The following is a 19,463-nucleotide window of genomic DNA, read 5'->3' as shown; positions in this document are numbered from 1 at the left end:
ATAGGTTGGAGACTGACGGGATGTTGATAACTTATGAAGGAAGTCCTTCAGCCCGCAGACGTCCGGTTTTTTCGTACACTTCCTGTAGTAGGCGGGAAGGCTGAGTACGAATGACAGGTTTGGCGGCCACAATCTCATTAGGACCGACAACGACAATGTTGTCCACACTGCCCTTAATTACAGCGCCGTCTTTGATAACAGCTCCTTCACCGATTATTGCATTTTCAATCACTACGCTCCGGCCGATACGTGCACCCGGCATAATAACGCTTTGTTTAATCATGGTCATTTTGCCGATCTCCACGCCGCCGAATACTACAGAGCGCTGCAGGCTGCCTTCCAGCAGGCAAGTTTCATTTACGAGGCAATCTGCTGTTTTGATCTGCAACTGCGTACGTGGTTTAACTGCAGCGGGTTTGGTCCGGCGGGCCCGGCTATACATTGGCCACTTCGAGTTGTCGAGCTTGAAGCCGTTATCGGCTTGCAGAAGATCCATATGGGCTTCCCAGAGGCTGCCTACTGTACCTACATCTCTCCAGTAGCCTTCAAAACGGAAGGCAAACAATTCATCATTGGCCTCCAGCATCGTCGGGATCACATCTTTGCCGAAGTCATGGCTGGAAGCCTGATTTGCGGCATCACGGAGAAGATGTTCTTTCAGGTATTTCCACTCAAATAGATAAATCCCCATCGATGCGAGGTTGCTTTTAGGGACTTTTGGTTTTTCGGCAAATTCAGAAATTTGCAGCTCCTCATTCACGTTCATTACACCAAAGCGGCTTGCTTCATCCCAAGGCACTTCCATTACCGAGATGGTGGCTTTGGCGGATTTGTTGATATGGTAATCCAGCATTTTTCGATAGTCCATATGGTAAATATGATCTGCCGAGAGGATCAGTACATGCTCAGGATTTTGACTGTCAATAAACTCAATGTTCTTATAAATGGCATCGGCTGTTCCAGAATAACTCTCACGGCCTTCAACTCCCGAAGGAAGCAGTCTGACACCCTGATCAGTTGTGCTGTGAAGCCCCCAGGGCTCCCCTTCACCAATATGTTGATGCAAGGAATTAGCTTCGTACTGCGTCAGTACGCCTACAGTGTCGATATTGGAATTCACACAGTTGCTGAGGGGAAAGTCAATGATTCTATACTGTCCTCCGAAAGGGACTGCAGGCTTTGCCATTGTGCTGGTCAGGGGGGCCAATCTGCGGCCTTCACCACCCGCCAGGAGCATGGCGATACATTCTTTTTTACTCATTTGTTATCCCTCCCATTTTTTTGTCAATGCTTGTAATATAAACTCCCCACAAGCGCTTGAAACGACATAGGTGAAATATATTGCGTTACCGCAAGAAAAATTACATGCATATTTTCTTTAATCTGTGAAAGCTTATTTTGCTTGTAAAATCATTTTCAAACGCCCAACATTCGGGTAATGTTATAGGTGCATCCTATATAATAAGGTGGTGATGATTTGCCTGACATACAAGAAGCAGAAAACCTCCCGTCATTTGAAGATATTTACCTGTTCCATGAGGGCACGAATTATCGCAGCTATACGATGCTGGGCGCGCACATTGCCGCTGAAGAAGGAATGACCGGCGTACGCTTTACCGTGTGGGCTCCTCATGCGACATATGTAGGACTGGCTGGTAATCATAACGGCTGGGATGGAACGCAGGACGTGGACTCGTTATATAAGATACCCGATTCAGGATTTTGGAGTCGTTTTTTTCCGGGAATAGAGCCGGGAACTTTTTACAAATACAGGATCGTCGCAGCGAATGGCGACAGCTTCCTTAAAGCTGATCCCTATGCTTTCAAGGCTGAAGTGCGTCCGGCGACGGCATCAGTGGTGGCGGATCTTAGCGGCTACAGCTGGGGAGACGCTGCCTGGCGGCGGCGGACGAAGGCCCCGTACAACGGGCCAATGAACATTTACGAAATGCATTTCGGGACTTGGCGTCAGAAGGAAGACGGAGAATTCTACACGTATCGGGAGATGAGCGATCTGCTGATCCCTTATCTGCAGGAGATGAGTTATACCCATGTGGAGTTTATGCCGCTGGCTGAACATCCTTATGATTTATCCTGGGGTTATCAGGGAACCGGATATTTTGCCGCAACGAGCCGTTATGGAGAGCCGCATGAGCTGATGTATTTAATTGATCAGCTGCATCAGGCAGGCATTGGGGTCATTCTTGACTGGGTTCCGGCCCATTTTGCGAAGGATGCACATGGCCTGAGAATGTTTGACGGTTCACCGCTGTATGAGTATGCGGATCCTATGCTGGCAGAGAAGCCGGGCTGGGGTACGCTTTCCTTTGATTTCAGCAAGCCGGAAATTTCCTCCTTTCTGATTTCTAATGCCTTGTTCTGGTTCGAGCAGTATCATATAGATGGCATGAGAGTTGATGCGGTTACAAGCATGCTGCGGCTCGATTTTGAGAAGCAAGGCCATCAGTTCAGACGCAATCAAAACGGCGGTCTTGAGAATCTTGAAGCCATCCGTTTTATACAGCAGCTGAATAAAGCAATCTTTCAGTATTATCCGAAAGCATTGATGATGGCGGAGGAATCCAGCGCCTGGCCTGGCGTTACGTCTCCAGCTCACCAAGGTGGACTCGGGTTCAACTACAAATGGAATATGGGCTGGATGAATGACACACTGGGCTACATAGAACATGATTTTGGGGCACGGCCCTATCATCATAATTTGTTGACCTTCCCAATTTGTTATGCCTATGCCGAGAATTACACGCTGCCGCTCTCTCATGATGAAGTGGTGCACGGCAAGAAATCGCTGCTGGACAAGATGCCAGGCTCTTATGAACAGAAATTTGCCGGTCTCCGGTTGCTGCTGGGCTACCAGATTACCCATCCCGGCAAAAAGCTGCTGTTCATGGGTGGAGAATTCGGACAATTTATCGAGTGGAAGGATCAGGAGCAGCTCGATTGGCTGCTGCTGGATTATGAAAGCCACCGCGGAATGCTGGCCTACACCGCTGCGCTAAACAAGCTGTATTTGGCGGAAAAAGCATTGTGGGAGCTTGATCATGATATGGAAGGCTATCAGTGGATTGATGCCGATGATAATGGCCAAAGTATTGTGTCCTATATCCGCAGAGGTAAGAGACCCGTTGATACCTTGCTTGTAATTATCAATTTTCAGCCGGTGGAACGGCATCAGTACCGGATTGGCGTACCCCGCCCGGGAACTTATGAAGAGATATTCAGCTCTGAGGACATTCGGTTTGGCGGCTCGGGTGCCAGCAATGAGCCCATGAAGAGCAGCAAGAAAGAATGGCATAACCAGCTGAACAGCATAGAGCTGACCATTCCGGCACTTGGATTTCTGGTGCTCAAGAAATCCGGCCGCAAGGTGGTCAAACAAGCTTGAAATAGTGGAATTCGTACATTTAAGGGGGAATCTGAATGAAAGTTTTATTTGCTGCAGCCGAAGCCCATCCTTTTGTTAAGACAGGTGGTTTGGCTGATGTCATTGGAGCTCTGCCCAAGGCGCTAAAGGGCGCAGGAGTGGATGTACGGGTGATTTTGCCAAAATACCGGGGAATTCCGGAGAAGTTCACTTCGCAAATGGAACATGTTGCCGTAGTGGATGTTCCTGTCGGCTGGCGCAATCAATATTGCGGCATCGAACAGATTATTTACGATGGTATTCCGGTCTATTTTATCGACAATGAATATTATTTTGGCCGTGACGGCATTTATGGATATCTGGATGATGGTGAACGGTTTGCGTTCTTTAACCGGGCGGTTCTGGAATGCCTGCCGGCCATTAATTTTCAGCCGGATGTGCTGCATTGCCATGATTGGCATGCTGCAGTCATTCCGATGCTGCTTCAGGGCCATTACCGGCATGATCCGTTCTACAGCGAGATGCGCACTGTCTTTACCATTCACAATCTGCTATACCAAGGCGTGTTTCCTTATTCCGTGCTGGGTGAGCTGCTTGGCCTGGATGACAGCTACTTCAACGGTGTAGAGTATTACGGCAACGTGAACTATATGAAGGGCGGGATCGTCCATAGTGATCATGTGACTACGGTCAGTCCGACTTATGCGGAAGAAATCCGTACGGCCTATTATGGATATGGTCTGGATGGCTTGCTCTCTTCCCGGGCAGACAGTCTCAGCGGTATTGTCAACGGCATTGATACCAAGAGCTACAATCCCAACAGCGATCCGCAAATCTTTACACGTTACCGTTCAAATCTGGCGAAGAAGGCTGAGAATAAGCTAGGCCTGCAGCAGGAGTTAGGGTTGCCCGTAGCCCCGTATATTCCGATGGTCGCAATGGTTACGCGGCTGGTTGATTCCAAGGGTCTTGATCTCCTGACACGCGTGCTGGATGAGCTGCTGTATTACGATGATATTCAATTTGTACTGCTTGGCACAGGGGACGAATCCTATGAACGCTGGTTCCGTGAAGCGGCATGGCGGTACCCGACCAAGCTGTCTTCGCAGATTCTGTTCAATGACGCTTTGTCGCGCAAAATATATGCGGCCAGCGATCTGTTCCTGATGCCATCAAAGTTCGAGCCTTGCGGAATCAGCCAACTGCTGGCGCTGCGTTATGGAAGTATTCCTGTAGTCCGTGAGACAGGCGGGCTTAATGATACCGTTCACGCCTATAACGAGGAAACAGGCGAGGGCAACGGCTTCACATTTAAGGATTACAACGCGCATGACATGATGCATACACTGCGCCGGGCGGTATCGTTCTACCGCAAGCCGGAACACTGGAAAAAAGTCACGAAAAACGCTTTTGCCGGTGACTACAGCTGGAATGTTTCCGCGCAGCAGTATATCGACATCTACAACAAAATTACACAATAAATAAAGTACAAAGAGGCATTCCTACAGGTCGTTAAGACTTTAGGAGTGTCTTTTTTGTTTTTTATAAGAATATTCGAGAGGATACAGCATAAAAAAACCAGTCAGACAGTTTATCGTGTTTGACTGGTTTTAATAGGCACACAATCTGGTTGCCTTCAGCTTAAATTACGGCACAGAATCCGGTAACCATAAGGATCAAGCGAGATATGCATAATCCCCTCTTTCGGGGCAACCGGTTCGCCGGTAAGCGCATCCTGCCAGTCATCGGTTTCCATCGGATGTCTAAGCGTGCGGGTCTCCGCGGAATTGTTCATCCAGACCGTGAAATGAATGATCTCATCCGCACGTTCATACACGATGCAGGGGTCATTTTCACAGGCTACCAGAATGCGGAATCTGCCTTCTCGAAGGGCTTTGTGCTCTTTGCGCAGGAAGATCATCATCCGGTAAAAATCATACAGCTCGCGGTCCTGCTTCTTTTCATCCCACTCCATGCATTTACGGCAGCCGGGATCTTCTGAGCCGGTCAGGCCGATCTCATCCCCGTAATAAATGCAGGGTGTCCCCATAAAGGTGAAGAGGAAAACAACCGCCAGCTTGAGGCGCCGTTTATCTTCTCCGACCACCGTCAGCAAACGGGGAGTGTCATGGCTGCCGAGCAAATTGAAGACCACCTCGTTTGTCTGCTGCGGATATCTCATTAACAAAGCGCCGATCCGCTGTCCGAAGGTGATGCCATCCATACCGCCATTAAAGAATTCCAGCACCGTACCTGAGAATGGGTAGTTCATCACCGAGTCGAACTGATCGCCCAGCAGCCACGTAAGGGAGTCACTCCACACCTCACCAACGATATAGGCCTCCGGGTTGGCGGATTTCACCACCTTGCGGAATTCGCGCCAGAAATGATGATCCACCTCATTGGCAACGTCCAGCCGCCACCCGTCTACTTTGATCTCCTTGATCCAATATTCGGCGACTTCCAGCAGGTAGGCTCTGACCTCGTAGTTTGCTGTGTTGAATTTGGGCATATTGCCAAAAAAGCCGAAAGTGTCATACGTAGGAATACCGTCGACTATCTCAGCCGGGAAGGAGTTGATATGGAACCAATCTTTATAAACCGAATATTCACCCTTCTCCAGCACGTCCTGAAAAGGCGGGAATTTGTCGCTGCAATGATTGAAGACGGCGTCCAGCATCACCCGTATTCCTCTTCGGTGGCATTCCTCGACTACATGTTTCAGCAGCTCATTATCTCCGAAATGGGGGTCGACTTTTTTATAATCCACGATGTCATATTTATGGTTAGAAGGCGAGAGGAACAGCGGAGTGAAATATACAGCATTGATACCCAGTTCATGCAGATCATCAAGATGATCCAGCACTCCCTGTAAGTCTCCGCCAAAAAAATTATCCAGCTTCGGAGTTCCACCCCAGGCTTCGGTTCCTTCCGGGTCATTGGCGGGATCGCCATTGGCGAAACGTTCGGTCATAATTTGATAAAACACCGCATCCTTGGCCCAGTTGGGAACCTTGAACAGATCAATTTGATGTATATAGGGAAACTCGTAGAAGTGGTTAGGCGGCTGAGGGCATTCCGAACGGATGCCGTTATCAAGCAAATATACATTTTCCTGTCCTTTGCTGACGCGAAAAGTATAGCTGAGCCGTTTATATTTAGGCCGGACCGCAGCCTCCCAATAATCGAATCTGTCGTCAGAGGCGGCTTTTTCCATCATGATTTCATAAAAGGTATGATCCCAATCATATTTATCACCTGTAAGGGCTGCTACACAGTCCACATCGTCACGTTTGGTGCGAACACGCAGATGTATAGTTTTTGTATCGTAGGCATAAGCCCACTTGTCACGGGGAACATGGTACATCGCTTCCAGCAGCATGGCCTGCACCTCCTAAATGTTTGTGAGCATTCTCATCATTGAAACACTTCGAACAAACTGACATCGAAAGCATCCTTTTCACACAGTTTGCATGTTATTACCACTCCAGAGGTCGTTGTGAACCACTTCCGTTTATTCCAGGAAGCAGCTGGAGATAGTAAATAGTATATACTTCAAGTCAGGGCATGTGCAAAATGAGGGAATGTAGTGCAAGCTTACACCATATTTTTCTATCCTTGATTTAACGGGCATTGTCACAAATTTGTCTTTGCATATTCATGCGGAGTGATTTATAATAAATCGGTCAAAGGCACAACTTAGAGTACCAAAACAGGATAGGGGAGATATACAGATGAAAACATGGGGTAAACTTTCTTTAGGCATGCTGCTGGCGGTAGGACTTATGACCGGCTGTGGTACCAATAACAATGATGATAATAAAACTGCGGCATCGAATGGCAACGCAGGCAGCGAAACTGCAGCCAAAACACTGACGCTGGGAACCAGCGCAGAATTTCCGCCCTACGAATTCCATAAAATGATAGATGGCAAGGATACGATCGTAGGTTTTGACATCGAGATTGCCAAGGACATCGCTGCTGATATGGGTGCTGAGCTGGTCATCAGGGATCTTCCTTTTGATTCCCTGCTGAACGAGCTATCGAGCGGAAGAGTGGATATTGTTATCTCGGGACTGAGCTATACACCAAAACGTGCAGAAGCAGTCGGCCTCTCTGATGTTTACTTTAAAGCAGAGCAAGCGGTTGTCGTTCGTGAAGCTGATAAAGATAAATTTGCTACTATGGATGCTTTGAAGAATACCAAGATTGGCATTCAGACAGGTTCGATTCAGGAAGATATCGCCAAAGAAATTGAAGGGGCGAAGCTGACCTCGCTGACCAAAATGACTGAGATTGTTATGCAGCTGCAATCTAACCGTGTAGATGCTTCTATTATGGAAGGGCCTGTTGCCGAATCGTTCGTGAAGAATGTGAAGGGCCTAGTCATTACTGACGCCAAACCAGTGGTAGAGGATGACGGATACGTTATCGGAGTGAAGAAAGGCAATACAGAATTGCTGGATCAAGTGAATACAACCTTGAAGCGTTTGACGGCAGACGGCAAAATCGAAGAGTACGTATCGGCTGCAAGCGACCTTTCCATAAGCAAATAAAGGAAGCTCAGATTCCGGCACTTTCAGAAATAATGACAGTTATGCAGAGTACAGTTACACTATTCAGAAAATGGCGGTGATCCGCTGTTTTCTATTTTTTTGAAATCCTACAAGAAGACAGGAGGTTAGGCCTGCAATGAATCTATTCGATATGGCATATGAATACCGCAATCTTTTTTTCTCCGGCTTAAAATACACCTTACTGCTGGCATTGATTGGGGTACTCTGCGGCTTTGTCCTGGGAATTATAGTTTCTCTGCTGCGCATGTCCAAGTGGAGTGTACTGCGGTTTATCGCTACTGCGTGGGTTGAATTTCTGCGCGGTACGCCAATGCTGGTACAGCTCTTTCTCATCCATTACGGCTTAGTAGAATTAGGTCTGGAATTTTCGGCGATTCAGTCCGGTGCGATTACACTTACGATTAACAGTTCGGCTTATCTGGCCGAGATCTTCCGTGCCGGTATTCAAGGCGTGGACCGCGGCCAAATGGAAGCAGCCCGTTCTCTCGGGATGAAACAAGGGATGACCATGCGCTACATTGTGCTTCCCCAGGCACTGAAGAATGTGCTGCCGGCTATTGGCAATGAGTTCATTACGATCATTAAGGAGTCGTCCATTGTGTCGATGATCGGGGTGGCGGATCTTCTTTTCCAGGCCAGAAATATTACAGCCATTACTTATGAGGGGCTTACACCGCTGATCATCATCTCCATTATGTATTTCATCCTTACATTCACTTTATCTAAGCTGCTTGGCATTCTCGAAAGGAGGCTGAATACGGATGATCGCCGTTAACAACCTGCAAAAACATTTTGGCAAGCTGGAAATCCTAAAGGGCATTGACCTCGAAATCCAAAAAGGTGAAGTTGTGGTGGTCATCGGACCCAGCGGCTCCGGCAAAAGCACCTTTTTGCGCTGTCTGAATCTGCTGGAGCAGCCCACTGGGGGAGAAATCACCTTTGAAGGCGAGTCCATCACAGCGAAGAAACATGATATTAATGTGACCCGTGAAAAAATGGGCATGGTGTTCCAGCAGTTCAACCTGTTCCCGCACAAATCGGTGCTGCAGAATATCATGCTGGCTCCGCTCAAAGTAAAAAAGCAGCAGCCGGCGGAAGCTGAAAAAATTGCGATGGAGCTGCTGCGGACGGTTGGGCTTGAAGATAAACGCGATGCTTACCCGGCTCAGCTCTCCGGCGGGCAGAAACAACGGATCGCCATCGCCCGTGCACTGGCCATGCAGCCGCATGTGATGCTCTTCGATGAGCCGACATCGGCGCTTGACCCTGAGATGGTCGGCGAGGTGCTGGAAGTGATGAAGAAGCTGGCCGAAGATGGGATGACGATGGTTATTGTCACTCATGAAATGGGCTTTGCCCGTGAAGTGGGCGACCGGATTCTTTTTATGGACGGCGGCTATATCGTAGAACAGGGGACACCCGCGGAAGTCTTCGGCCATCCAAAACATGACCGGACCCGCGATTTCCTCAGCAAAGTCTTATAGAAACGAACAAAACGGCCCCTGGAAAAAACTCCGGCGGCCGTTTTGCTTTTGGTTAAGATCTAAATGGGTGATATAGTATATAGATATGCTCGATCAACTTGAAGGGGGTACATACAGATGAGCGATGATCTCTGCCGGATAGGCATCATTGATATTGGTTCCAACTCCATTCGTCTTGTGATTTATGATACAACGCGGCAAGGAGGTTACAAAATCATCAAGGAGTGCAAATACTCTGCCCGGTTAAGTGAGAAGATTACAAAAGAGGGCAGGCTCGAGCGGAAAGATATGGACACCATTATTCCTGTCTTGCGCCAGTTTAAGGAGATTTGCAGCGCCTTTGAGGTGGATAGGATCCGTGCAGGAGCGACAGCGGCCATTCGCAACGCCGCAAATTCTTCCGAGATCATTACATATCTTTCAGAGGCTTCCTTGATTCCAATTGAGGTGATCAGCGGCTACCAGGAAGCTTACTTTGGATTTCTTGGCGTCATTAATGCCTTTGATGTGCAGGACGGATTCGTGATTGATATTGGCGGCGGCAGTACGGAGGTTACCCTGTTCCGCGGACGGCGCTATCAGCACAGCATCTCCTTTCCCTTCGGTGCGGTTAACACCAACCTCATGTTCAGCCACCAAGGCAACTGGAACAGCGAACAAGTGAAGAAGCTCCAAGCTTATGTGACCGGCAGGCTGGTCGAGCATGAGTGGCTGGGTACCAGTGCTGGTCTGCCGTTATACGGCCTCGGGGGAACGCTCCGTTCATTAGGCAAGCTGGACCAGAAGATGAGGGAGTATTCCTTGCCGAATTCTCATGGTTATGTACTCTCCAGTGAAACGATAGACCGGTTTATGGAGATACTGCCTGATACGCCTTATGAGAAACGGAAAGATATGGAAGGGTTGTCCAAGAGCCGGGCGGACATCATTGTGTCGGGGCTGGTCATTTTCCATACGGTTTACAACTATATCCGAGCCAGTCAGGCACTCATCAGCGGGGAAGGTTTGCGGGAAGGCATGCTGCATGACCTCTTAAATCCTGAGCAGCCGGTGTGTGACAGTGCGCTGGAGTTCAGTCTGGATACGATAATCCGCTTCGATATCCGCACTTCTAAAGGGCATCTGGAACATATCTGCAAGCTTGCAATGAGTCTGTTTGGCGCATTGGGGAATGAAGGTGACCGCGAAGAGCAGAAGATGCTGATCTATGTCTCCATCATGCTGCACCGTACAGGGTCGAATATTAATTACTACCAGTCGAAACGGCATACACGCTACTGGCTGATGAATTCACCGATTCGGGGTCTTACCCACCGGCAATTGATTCTCAGTGCGCTTATTGCTTCCTACAGCACAAAAAGCCGGAAGCAGAAATTGTCCCAGACACATAAGGACATTTTACTGGCTTCCGACGAGGAGTGGATTCATAAGCTGGGTACGCTCGTACAGCTGAGCATTGCTCTGGACAGCACCGAGATCGGTGTAATCCGCGGATTGAATGCTGAGCTGCACGGCAATACTCTTCATCTGGAGCTTGAAGGTGTAGGTGAGGTGCATATCGGACAGGAAGACATTGAGAACGCCCTAAAAGCTTTTAAGAATGCTTGGTCGGTGAAGGTAAAGCTCGGCTCCCTTTCCAATGACTGACCTCCATAGCGGCTAATTGGCTCCGGAACGGAGCCTTTTTGTCGTCCGGCCGTTCGTAATATCCATTCGGCTGAAGGAAGCTGGCTTTCACGTTATCCTTCAGCGACAGATCAAGGATCTTGACGATCTGCTTGCGGATGCGGCTGTCTAACACCGGACACATCAGTTCAATCCGCCGGGTCAGATTGCGTGTCATCCAGTCGGCGCTGGATAAATACACTTCCGGCTTGCCGCCATTCTCGAAATAATAGATGCGTGAATGCTCAAGAAAACGGTCAACGATGCTGCGGACCGTGATCCGCTCACTGAGGCCTTCAATGCCCGGGCGCAGGCAGCAGACGCCGCGTACAATCAAATCGATGGCAACACCGGCCTGGGCTGCACTGTACAGGCTGTCGATGACCTCCTGATTGGATAAAGAGTTCATCTTGGCTATAATCCGTGCCGGTCTGCCGGCTGCCGCGTGCTCGGCTTCGCGGAGAATCAGCTTTTGCAGCGACAGGCTCATGTTGGTCGGAGCCACGATGAAGGCATTCCAGTCATAATTGGCGGAATAACCGGTCATTTGGTTGAACAGCTCTGAGGCATCCAGCCCAATTTCATTATTGGCAGTGAACAGGCTGAGGTCGGTGTAGGCTTTGGCTGTGCTGTCATTGTAGTTCCCGGTACCGACATGTACATAGCGGCGCAGCTCGTTCCCTTCCTGACGGACGATCAGCGTCACTTTAGCATGCGTTTTGAGCCCGACCAGGCCATAGACGACATGGCAGCCGGATTGTTCCAGCTTGCGTGCCCAGGCAATGTTCCGCTCTTCGTCAAAGCGGGCCTTCAGCTCTACTACCACGGTAACCTGTTTGCCCGATTCTGCGGCATTGGCAAGGGCGGTAATCAGCGGTGAGTTGCCGCTGACCCGGTACAGGGTCATCTTGATGGCCATGACATGCTCATCCTCGGAGGCCTGAATAATAAAGTCGCTCATCGCATCAAAGGATTCGTATGGATGGTACACAAGCACATCGCGCTCGCTCAGCACTTCGAAGAAATCTTCATTCTCCTCAAATTCCGCCGGGTATTGTGGCACTATCGGAGCATCAAACAGGTAACTGAAGCCCTTCAGGCTACCAGCGAATCCCCGCAGGAACCCGAGGTCAAGGGGCCCTTCAATTTCAAAGACAAAATCCTCAAGCTCGAATTCGGCCTGCAGCTGTTCAAGGGCATAAGGATGAATCCCTTTTTGCACCTCAAGCCGGGCGGGAACACCCCGGCGGCGTTTGCGCAGCTCCTTTTCAATCTCCTCGAGCAAATCCTCTGCGCCTTCCTCATCAATCGTCAGATCAGAGTTGCGGGTTAGGCGGAACTCGCTGACTGCTACCGGCTCATAGCCGCTGAATAACGTTTGAATATGATGGCGGATAACATCCTCTATAAAGACGAACTGCCGTTTTTTGCTGTTGGAACGGTGAGGGAGCGGAATACACCGCGGCAAGTTGGAAGGGATCTGCAGGATGGCGAAATAGGGATCCTCTTCCTGGCTGTTCTTACGGGTAAGCACCACGGCCAGATAGATGAACTGGCTGTGCACAAGCGGAAACGGACGGCTCTGGTCAACGGCCATCGGAGTCAGAACAGGGAAAATAATGTCGCGGTAATACTGTTCAATTGACAATTCCTGAGCATGGGTCAGATCCTCATAGTTAACAAAGACAATGCCTTCTTTATGCAAATGCCGGGAGATATCGCGGAAGGTGCGGTATTGGTCGGCAATAATTTTGGTGACCCGCTTGATCAGACGTTTATACAATCCGGAGGGGGTATAGCCGGTAAAATCTTTTTTCGTATAGCCGGCTCTAATCTGATCCTGAATTCCGGCTACACGCACACTGATGAACTCATCCAGATTGCTGGATACGATCGCAAGGAATTTGGCCCGTTCCATCAGCGGATTATCCAGATCCTGCGCTTCAAGCAGTACACGGCGGTTAAATTCGATCCAGCTTAAGTCCCGGTTGAGGTAAGCAGTAGCTGGACTACTATGGTTGTTTTTTTTCTCTTCTGTGTTCATAGACCCTCCAAGTGTGCATCAATGTCTTAATAACTTTATCGTATTCTACCATTCTACTATTTGCCGAAGGGGGAATTGTTAAATCTGTGTAAAATTTTCGCGGATAATATCCGAATATCTTAAAAAATCTCTTATTACATTGGGAATATATGATTAATATGTAATAGTATTCCTTTCGTTGCGTGGAGAAAAAGCAAATTCTATCAAAATGGTAACAATTTCTTAGGCATTAGTTACAAAATTGTGATATATTCAATACTGTTAGTTTACAAACTACTGCACTGGATATGCCGGCAAAGAAAAAGGTACATACGTCCAGAGTTATCTTGGTGCGAGATATTCCTCACGGGAACCCTCTTGCACCCACTAATGAAGGAGGCAAATATGAAGATCAGATTCAGAGCCATTACAGCCCTTGCTGCTGCCGTTGGCATCAGTACACTGCTGCATGCAGTTCCCGCCAAGGCGGACAGCGTACATATTGCAGGAGAAACTACCACCTATTATACACTATCGAACTACTACGGTATCGGTGTCGAAGAACTCATGAACGCCAACAAGTCGGTTGCGAGCGTGAATATTTATCCGGGGCTTAAGCTCACCATTCCACGTGAGAATAAACTTATTGCCGCTGCAGACACCTCGTCCCCAGCTTCTGTCATTTCAACCAGTCTGAACGTGGAGAAGGAATCCAATACAGTTCAAGCCTGGGGGAAAGAATTCAACTATGCCAAAGTTATTCAGGCCAAGGCTACAGCTTATTCCTCAGCAGCCAGTGAGAACGGCAAATGGGGGGCGGTCGATTATTTCGGCGATGCGCTTAAGCTGGGCACGATTGCTGTAGATCCGAATGTGATTCCGCTCGGTACAAAGGTGCTGGTGACCGGGCATTCGCATCCCGGGCTGCCGAAGCAGGCATTTCTGGCTACGGCCACGGATATGGGAAGTGCGATCAAAGGCAACCGTATAGATATCTTTATTCCCGGAAGCCAAAGCTTCGTATCGGATTTTGGATTTCAGAACGTGAATTTGTACATTATTGATTAGCCTGCTTTAATAGCTCCTTTCCGCTATTAAGCTACACTCAAAAGGAAACGAAGAATGCCGCAGACCGTGGCAGCTCGTTTCCTTTTTTAATTTCAAAAAAAAGACACCAGTTCTAGAAGGAAGGCGAGGCTTTTGCTATATCAGTTGAAATAAGAACAACCTAGAGGCTAAAGCAACTTAAGTAGTTATTTATTTTTATCAACCTGAAGCATTTGGGGGACGGTTACAAAAGTATAGCCCCGCTTGCGCAAGACATTGATAACTTCCGGGAGCGCCTGGATCGTCCCCCGAAGATTACTTCCCTGGCCGCCGCCGCCATGCTGCAGCACAATTGCGCCCTTGCCGGCATGAGACAGAATGTTGTTTCTTACCTGCGATTTGGACAACCCCCGCCAGTCCAAAGAATCAACATTCCAATTGATCAGCTTGTAGCCGTGACTTTTTGCCCATTTGAGCTGTTGCTCATTGACATCCCCATACGGCGGACGAATTAATCGTGGCTTGTACCCGGCAAGGGCAGCAATAATATTTTCGGTACGCACAATTTGAGTCCGGAATTCATTTACACTAAGCTTCCCGAATTCCGGATGATTATAAGAGTGGTTGCCGACAACATGGCCTTCCCTGATCATCCGCTTTACCAGTGCAGGATGTTTCTCCGCCCGGCTTCCGACGACAAAAAAGGTCGCTTTCACATGATATTTACGGAGAACATCCAGCAGCTGCGGAGTGAACCGCGGATCAGGAACATCATCAAACGTCAGGGCGATCATCCTGTTCCGGGGCCCCTGGGTCTTGATCGTCTCCGGATATTTGCGCATCAGCTGGCTTAGAGACAGAGTTTTGCTGCGTTTTTGCCGCCGGGCAGCCGCTGCGGAAGAAGAAGAACCGGGTGCAATAGCCTCTACTTCATCTTCGGCAGCATTTTGTGGCTGAGGGGTTCCGTTCTCTTCCGGTTGCTGCAGCAGGGGAGGAGAGGCTGAAACAAGCTCTGCAGAGGTCACGGGGCTAAGCAGAACCATTGTAATTGCTAAGAGAATGAGCAGTTTCCGCCCTTTTAACAGCTTATCCATTCATCCACACCTCCTATGTAACTTCGCTCACTGCGGTTTCTCCCTTGTTATCCCCAAGCGAAGGCTAATTTATGCCGGACTTCCATGCTCACAGGTTGAGATTTATTGCCGTGAATTTTACGTGTATACTAATGAAATGGGAGATTCGCTTCCACTATAAATCGGATAACCGGAAAGGTTGGAATCGGAAATGACTGATTTATTCAAGCCCTATGAATTGAAGGCCTTGGTTTTAAAGAATCGGATAGTTATGCCCCCGATGTGCCAGTATGCGGTGAGCAAACAGGACGGAATACCGGATGATTGGCATTTCGTGCATTATGTCAGCCGCGCCGTTGGCGGAACCGGCTTTATTATTGTAGAGATGAGCGGTGTGCATCCGGACGGGAGAATCACTAACCACGACACCGGGATCTGGAGCGATGAACAGATAGCGGCCTACCGCAAGATTACGGATGGGGTCCATGCTTACGGCGCCAAAATTGCTATTCAGTTAGGTCATGCAGGCCGCAAGGCGCTGGATGCGGAGCCGCCGGTTGCTCCGTCGGCAATTCCGTTCGATGAGAAGTCCAAAATACCTCAGCCCCTCTCCAAAGAAGAGATCGCAGAGCTTGTCTTGGCTTACCGTGAGGGCGCACGCAGGGCAGTGGAAGCCGGTTTTGACACGGTAGAGATCCATGGTGCCCATGGATACCTGATTCATCAGTTCCATTCGCCGCTCACCAACATCAGAGAGGATGAGTACGGAGCTGATTTGGCACTGTTCGGCAAACAAGTGGTCCAAGCAGTCAGAGAAGTATTGCCCGCAGAGATGCCGCTGCTGATGAGAGTATCGGCCAAAGAATATGTCGAAGGCGGCTATGATGAAGCTTATGCTCTGGACATTTGCCGACGGTATAAAGACGCTGGCGTAGATATGTTCCATGTATCTTCTGGCGGAGAAGGACCGGTCGGCTCTAATGGCGGACCTAACGCAGGTCCGGCGTATCAGGTGGATCTCGCTGAATATATCAGAAGCGGCCTGCAGATTCCGGTTATAGCGGTAGGACGTCTTGAGAACTACGCAGAAGCCCAGTCCATTGTTGCCGAAGAGAAGGCGGAACTAGTGGCTATTGGCCGGGCAATGCTCAGTGACCCTTACTGGGCGCTGCATGCTGAGGAAGCGCTTGGCGGGGTAGACAAAGCGAATGTGCCGAAACCCTATGAGCGCGGGGTATGGCACAGAAAATAGCACTCTACCAATGTGAAATATGTCACAGATTTTATACTCCTTCTAGGGCATGGTTAATAAGATTGAATTTGAAGGAGCTTGATAACGTGGCGACAGTTATAACTAACGAGCGGCTGGCTGATGGAGTGTACCACCTTCGGGTTGAAGGGAATTACGGCGGTGAAATGGGTCAATTCTACATGTTGCGGGCATGGGGAGCCTATCCGCTGTTGTCCAGACCGCTTAGCATACATCAAGTAAACGATGACGGTGTCGAATTTCTCTATCATGTGGTCGGGGAAGGAACTGAAATCTTTGCCGGTCTGACACCCGGAGATAACATTGATCTTGAAGGGCCGTTTGGCAATGGCTTTCCCGAAGTTGAGGGGAAGGTTGCTCTGGTAGGCGGGGGGATTGGCATTGCTCCGCTTTATTACTGTGCGCAGAAGCTTCCGGGCAGCGACATTTATTTGGGATTCAGCCGGGAAGCCTTCCGTACGGAAGCATTTCGTCCCTTGGCGGCGGAGCTGACGGTCAATGTCGGCGGACTGATTCTCGACAGTGTTGATTTTACCAGTTATGATCATATTTTTGTCTGTGGACCGCATCCCATGCTGAAAGCAGCGCAATTAAAAGGCTTCGCAGCCGAGACAGCAGGCAAAAAACCGGGTGTGTATCTTTCACTGGAGAACCGGATGGCCTGCGGGATAGGCGCATGTCTCGTATGCAGTGTGTCCTGCCGAGACGGGCAGCGCAAGGCATGTGCGGACGGTCCGGTCTTTTTGGCGGAGGAGGTGCTCTTCCATGATTAATTTAACTGCAAATATAGCAGGCGTAAATTTTAAGAATCCGATCGTCATGGCTTCCGGCACTTTCGGTTTCGGCCGTGAGTATGGCAAGCTTTACGATGTGTCCATGCTGGGAGGAATCTCCGGCAAAGGTCTTACTCTTAACGCCAAGGCCGGAAACCCCGGTGTTCGCGTCTATGAGACGGCTTCCGGCATGCTGAACAGTGTCGGTCTGGAGAACCCTGGAGTGGAAGGGTTTCTGGCCAAGGAACTTCCATATTGGGAGACACTGGACACTGCACGGATCGTGAATCTTGGCGGCAATACATTGCATGATTATGTGCTCGGCGCCGAGCTGATCCAGCGGGATGCCGAAGCCCGGAGTCTAGCCGGCACAACTGCGGTGGACATGATAGAGCTTAATATTTCCTGCCCCAATGTAAAAGAAGGAGGTATCGCTTTCGGTGTCAAGACTCCTGCTGCACAGGAGGTCGTGCGTGCGGTCAGAGCAGCAACAAAACTTCCGCTCGCCGTGAAGCTGTCACCGAACGCCGAGGATATCGCCGAAATGGCTGAGATGTGCCAGGAAGAGGGGGCAGATGCGGTTTCGCTGATTAACACGATCTCAGGGATGAAGATCGATGTCCGCCGCCGCCGCAGCGTGTTCAATAATCTGTATGCCGGACTGTCCGGTCCGGCGATCAAGCCGGTGGCGCTGCGTATGGTGCATCAAGTAGCGAAACGGGTGTCCATTCCGGTAATCGGTATGGGCGGAATTACCTCGGCAACGGATATTATAGAATTTATTATGGCCGGAGCAACGGTTATCCAGGTTGGAACCTATAATTTCATGAACCTGCGGGCAGGAAGCACGCTTGTGGAGGAGCTGCAGCAGTTCATGCTAGCTGAGAACATTTCTTCCCTGGACGAGATCCGCGGTATTGTTTGAGCTCTCCCAAGTTTTGCACGTACTGTTTTTCCGCTGACCTGAGATATCTTCGTGCTTCAAGGTTAATATAATGGGAAGGGGGAGATCGGGTTGGTTGCTTATGAGTTCCATCCAGAGGACATTGAACTGTCTGCAATAGCTGTAGGCCGTGATTTACTGCTGCTCATTACCGGAGGGGTCCGCCACATCGGTGCGGCAAGCACCGCATATGTTGACGGTGATAACATCAGCGTATCCACCTCTGCCGTCCCCCATCACAAAGAGCATACAATCAGTGAAGTCATCGCGCTCAAGGTATCAGCTGCACTGGGCAAGACGGTCACGGTGGTTATGGGCATTCATTATGAGGATTTGAGCAAAGAGGACATCACAAAAGTTGTAGAAATCGTAAACAGCAAGGTAGATCAATATTTAACGCAATAAATTTGAAACGATTCTCGACACTCTGCGTAAAAGATACCAAATGAGCAATTAACTTTTATTTTGGAGGAATGAACCGATGTCTATATTTAAAAGATTGCGTGATTTGACCATGTCCAATGTGAATGCGATTATTGACAAGGCGGAAGACCCGGTCAAAATGACGGACCAATATATCCGTGACATGACCGAAGATTTGGAGGATGCTGAGAAAGCGGTAGCTGCCCAGATCGCCATCGAGAAGAAATTCAAACAGCTGTATGAAGAGCAGGAAGCACTTGTAGCCAAGCGCAACCAGCAGGCGCATACGGCAGCCCAAGCCGGCAATGCCGATCTGGCCCGCCGCGCGCTGGAAGAGAAGAAATCCGCTGAAGTCAAGCTGGTGGAGTACAAAACAAGCTTCGAGCAGAATAAAGCTTCAGCCGACAACCTGCGTGCCAAGCTGGATGAAATGCGCAAGCAGCTCACACAGATGAAGAACAAACGTGAGACTTTGGTAGCCCGCTTCAATGCCGCCAAGGCGCAAACAGAAATTAATAAGGCCATGAGCGGTTTCAGCTCTGACTCGGCTTCCGCCGGATTGAAGCGCATGGAAGAAAAGATGCTGCAAGCTGAAGCTCAGGCAGAAGCCAGCAATGAGATGAGCTCGGGGAACAAATCGCTTGACGATGAATTCGAGAAGCTGGGCAAGGACCAAGCTGTAGAAGATGAGCTGGCTGCGCTGATGAAGCAATACGACAAACAATAGGATATGGACTTACCGGTCCTAAAGCCGGTGTTCACAGGCGAAGGGGAGACGGAACTAGCAGTTTCTCCTTCGCCTT

Annotated in this window: 16 protein-coding genes; 12 read left to right on the top strand and 4 right to left on the bottom strand. The window is 49.4% G+C overall.

Annotated features, from left to right (window positions below):
• Positions 1-31: 31 nt before the first annotated feature.
• A complete protein-coding gene (locus NSS79_RS18920; RefSeq protein ID WP_342435702.1) occupies positions 32-1,261 on the bottom strand; it encodes a glucose-1-phosphate adenylyltransferase in 1,230 nt (409 codons plus the stop codon).
• Positions 1,262-1,477: 216 nt separating this feature from the next.
• Here NSS79_RS18920 and glgB point away from each other — a divergent pair, with 216 nt between their 5' ends.
• Together glgB and glgA are read left to right on the top strand one after the other, a co-directional pair.
• Positions 1,478-3,403: a 1,4-alpha-glucan branching protein GlgB gene (gene glgB, locus NSS79_RS18915; protein WP_342435701.1), complete on the top strand. Its 1,926-nt coding sequence runs from the start codon at positions 1,478-1,480 to the stop codon at positions 3,401-3,403.
• Positions 3,404-3,438: 35 nt separating this feature from the next.
• Positions 3,439-4,863, top strand: coding sequence for a glycogen synthase GlgA (glgA, locus tag NSS79_RS18910; RefSeq protein ID WP_342435700.1), 1,425 nt, complete (start codon positions 3,439-3,441; stop codon positions 4,861-4,863).
• 155 nt (positions 4,864-5,018) lie between these two features.
• Here glgA and NSS79_RS18905 read toward each other — a convergent pair whose 3' ends face one another.
• Entirely contained in the window at positions 5,019-6,764 is a 1,746-nt protein-coding gene (locus tag NSS79_RS18905) for an alpha-glycosidase (protein ID WP_342435699.1), read from the bottom strand.
• Between the two features lie 352 nt (positions 6,765-7,116).
• Here NSS79_RS18905 and NSS79_RS18900 point away from each other — a divergent pair, with 352 nt between their 5' ends.
• The 4 genes from NSS79_RS18900 (at position 7,117) to NSS79_RS18885 (ending at position 11,090) form a co-directional block, all read left to right on the top strand.
• The gene (locus tag NSS79_RS18900; protein WP_342435698.1) at positions 7,117-7,938 is read left to right on the top strand and encodes a transporter substrate-binding domain-containing protein; all 822 of its coding nucleotides are present in this window, start codon (positions 7,117-7,119) and stop codon (positions 7,936-7,938) included.
• A 136-nt stretch (positions 7,939-8,074) separates the two neighbouring features.
• Complete coding sequence (locus tag NSS79_RS18895) at positions 8,075-8,734, top strand: amino acid ABC transporter permease (RefSeq protein ID WP_038592845.1); 660 nt, start codon at positions 8,075-8,077, stop codon at positions 8,732-8,734.
• Positions 8,721-9,443 (top strand): amino acid ABC transporter ATP-binding protein, encoded by a 723-nt coding sequence (locus NSS79_RS18890; RefSeq protein ID WP_038592842.1) that lies wholly within the window; start codon positions 8,721-8,723, stop codon positions 9,441-9,443. Before NSS79_RS18895 ends, NSS79_RS18890 begins: the two co-directional genes overlap by 14 nt.
• Positions 9,444-9,560: 117 nt before the next feature.
• On the top strand, positions 9,561-11,090 hold the full coding sequence (locus NSS79_RS18885; RefSeq protein ID WP_342435697.1) for a Ppx/GppA phosphatase family protein: 1,530 nt from the start codon (positions 9,561-9,563) through the stop codon (positions 11,088-11,090).
• Here the strand turns inward: NSS79_RS18885 and ppk1 are convergent.
• Complete coding sequence (ppk1, locus tag NSS79_RS18880) at positions 11,038-13,152, bottom strand: polyphosphate kinase 1 (protein WP_342435696.1); 2,115 nt, start codon at positions 13,150-13,152, stop codon at positions 11,038-11,040. The genes NSS79_RS18885 and ppk1 overlap by 53 nt on opposite strands.
• Positions 13,153-13,536: 384 nt before the next feature.
• Here ppk1 and NSS79_RS18875 point away from each other — a divergent pair, with 384 nt between their 5' ends.
• A complete protein-coding gene (locus NSS79_RS18875) occupies positions 13,537-14,199 on the top strand; it encodes a 3D domain-containing protein (protein ID WP_342435695.1) in 663 nt (220 codons plus the stop codon).
• Positions 14,200-14,384: 185 nt separating this feature from the next.
• Here the strand turns inward: NSS79_RS18875 and NSS79_RS18870 are convergent, their stop codons facing one another.
• Positions 14,385-15,272, bottom strand: coding sequence for a polysaccharide deacetylase family protein (locus NSS79_RS18870; RefSeq protein ID WP_342435694.1), 888 nt, complete (start codon positions 15,270-15,272; stop codon positions 14,385-14,387).
• 190 nt (positions 15,273-15,462) lie between these two features.
• On the opposite strand from NSS79_RS18870, the gene NSS79_RS18865 reads away from it, so the two are divergent.
• From NSS79_RS18865 to NSS79_RS18845, 5 genes are all read left to right on the top strand, one after another.
• Positions 15,463-16,503 carry an NADH:flavin oxidoreductase/NADH oxidase gene (locus tag NSS79_RS18865; RefSeq protein ID WP_342435693.1) on the top strand — a complete coding sequence of 347 codons (1,041 nt, stop codon included), beginning with the start codon at positions 15,463-15,465 and terminating at the stop codon, positions 16,501-16,503.
• Between the two features lie 86 nt (positions 16,504-16,589).
• Positions 16,590-17,294, top strand: a complete 705-nt coding sequence (locus NSS79_RS18860) for a dihydroorotate dehydrogenase electron transfer subunit (RefSeq protein WP_038592827.1) — start codon at positions 16,590-16,592, stop codon at positions 17,292-17,294.
• Positions 17,287-18,219 (top strand): dihydroorotate dehydrogenase, encoded by a 933-nt coding sequence (locus tag NSS79_RS18855; RefSeq protein WP_342435692.1) that lies wholly within the window; start codon positions 17,287-17,289, stop codon positions 18,217-18,219. The genes NSS79_RS18860 and NSS79_RS18855 overlap by 8 nt, the downstream gene beginning before the upstream one ends.
• A 90-nt stretch (positions 18,220-18,309) precedes the next feature.
• A complete protein-coding gene (locus tag NSS79_RS18850; protein ID WP_342435691.1) occupies positions 18,310-18,642 on the top strand; it encodes a hypothetical protein in 333 nt (110 codons plus the stop codon).
• Positions 18,643-18,718: 76 nt separating this feature from the next.
• Positions 18,719-19,387, top strand: a complete 669-nt coding sequence (locus NSS79_RS18845; protein WP_341093703.1) for a PspA/IM30 family protein — start codon at positions 18,719-18,721, stop codon at positions 19,385-19,387.
• Positions 19,388-19,463 lie beyond the last annotated feature (76 nt).

Source organism: Paenibacillus sp. FSL L8-0436 (assembly GCF_038593025.1).
Taxonomy (GTDB): domain Bacteria; phylum Bacillota; class Bacilli; order Paenibacillales; family Paenibacillaceae; genus Paenibacillus_AQ.
Note: the sequence above shows the minus strand (reverse complement) of the source record. Positions and strands in the feature narration are given on the sequence as shown.

Excerpts from the sequence above, each read along its gene's own strand:
- NSS79_RS18885 (WP_342435697.1), top strand. The coding sequence starts at position 9,561 with ATGAGCGATGATCTCTGCCGGATAGGCATCATTGATATTGGTTCCAAC.
- ppk1 (WP_342435696.1), bottom strand. The coding sequence starts at position 13,152 with ATGAACACAGAAGAGAAAAAAAACAACCATAGTAGTCCAGCTACTGCT.
- NSS79_RS18870 (WP_342435694.1), bottom strand. The coding sequence starts at position 15,272 with ATGGATAAGCTGTTAAAAGGGCGGAAACTGCTCATTCTCTTAGCAATT.
- NSS79_RS18905 (WP_342435699.1), bottom strand. The coding sequence starts at position 6,764 with ATGCTGCTGGAAGCGATGTACCATGTTCCCCGTGACAAGTGGGCTTAT.
- NSS79_RS18865 (WP_342435693.1), top strand. The coding sequence starts at position 15,463 with ATGACTGATTTATTCAAGCCCTATGAATTGAAGGCCTTGGTTTTAAAG.
- glgA (WP_342435700.1), top strand. The coding sequence starts at position 3,439 with ATGAAAGTTTTATTTGCTGCAGCCGAAGCCCATCCTTTTGTTAAGACA.
- NSS79_RS18875 (WP_342435695.1), top strand. The coding sequence starts at position 13,537 with ATGAAGATCAGATTCAGAGCCATTACAGCCCTTGCTGCTGCCGTTGGC.
- NSS79_RS18845 (WP_341093703.1), top strand. The coding sequence starts at position 18,719 with ATGTCTATATTTAAAAGATTGCGTGATTTGACCATGTCCAATGTGAAT.
- NSS79_RS18920 (WP_342435702.1), bottom strand. The coding sequence starts at position 1,261 with ATGAGTAAAAAAGAATGTATCGCCATGCTCCTGGCGGGTGGTGAAGGC.
- NSS79_RS18900 (WP_342435698.1), top strand. The coding sequence starts at position 7,117 with ATGAAAACATGGGGTAAACTTTCTTTAGGCATGCTGCTGGCGGTAGGA.
- NSS79_RS18890 (WP_038592842.1), top strand. The coding sequence starts at position 8,721 with ATGATCGCCGTTAACAACCTGCAAAAACATTTTGGCAAGCTGGAAATC.
- NSS79_RS18895 (WP_038592845.1), top strand. The coding sequence starts at position 8,075 with ATGAATCTATTCGATATGGCATATGAATACCGCAATCTTTTTTTCTCC.
- NSS79_RS18855 (WP_342435692.1), top strand. The coding sequence starts at position 17,287 with ATGATTAATTTAACTGCAAATATAGCAGGCGTAAATTTTAAGAATCCG.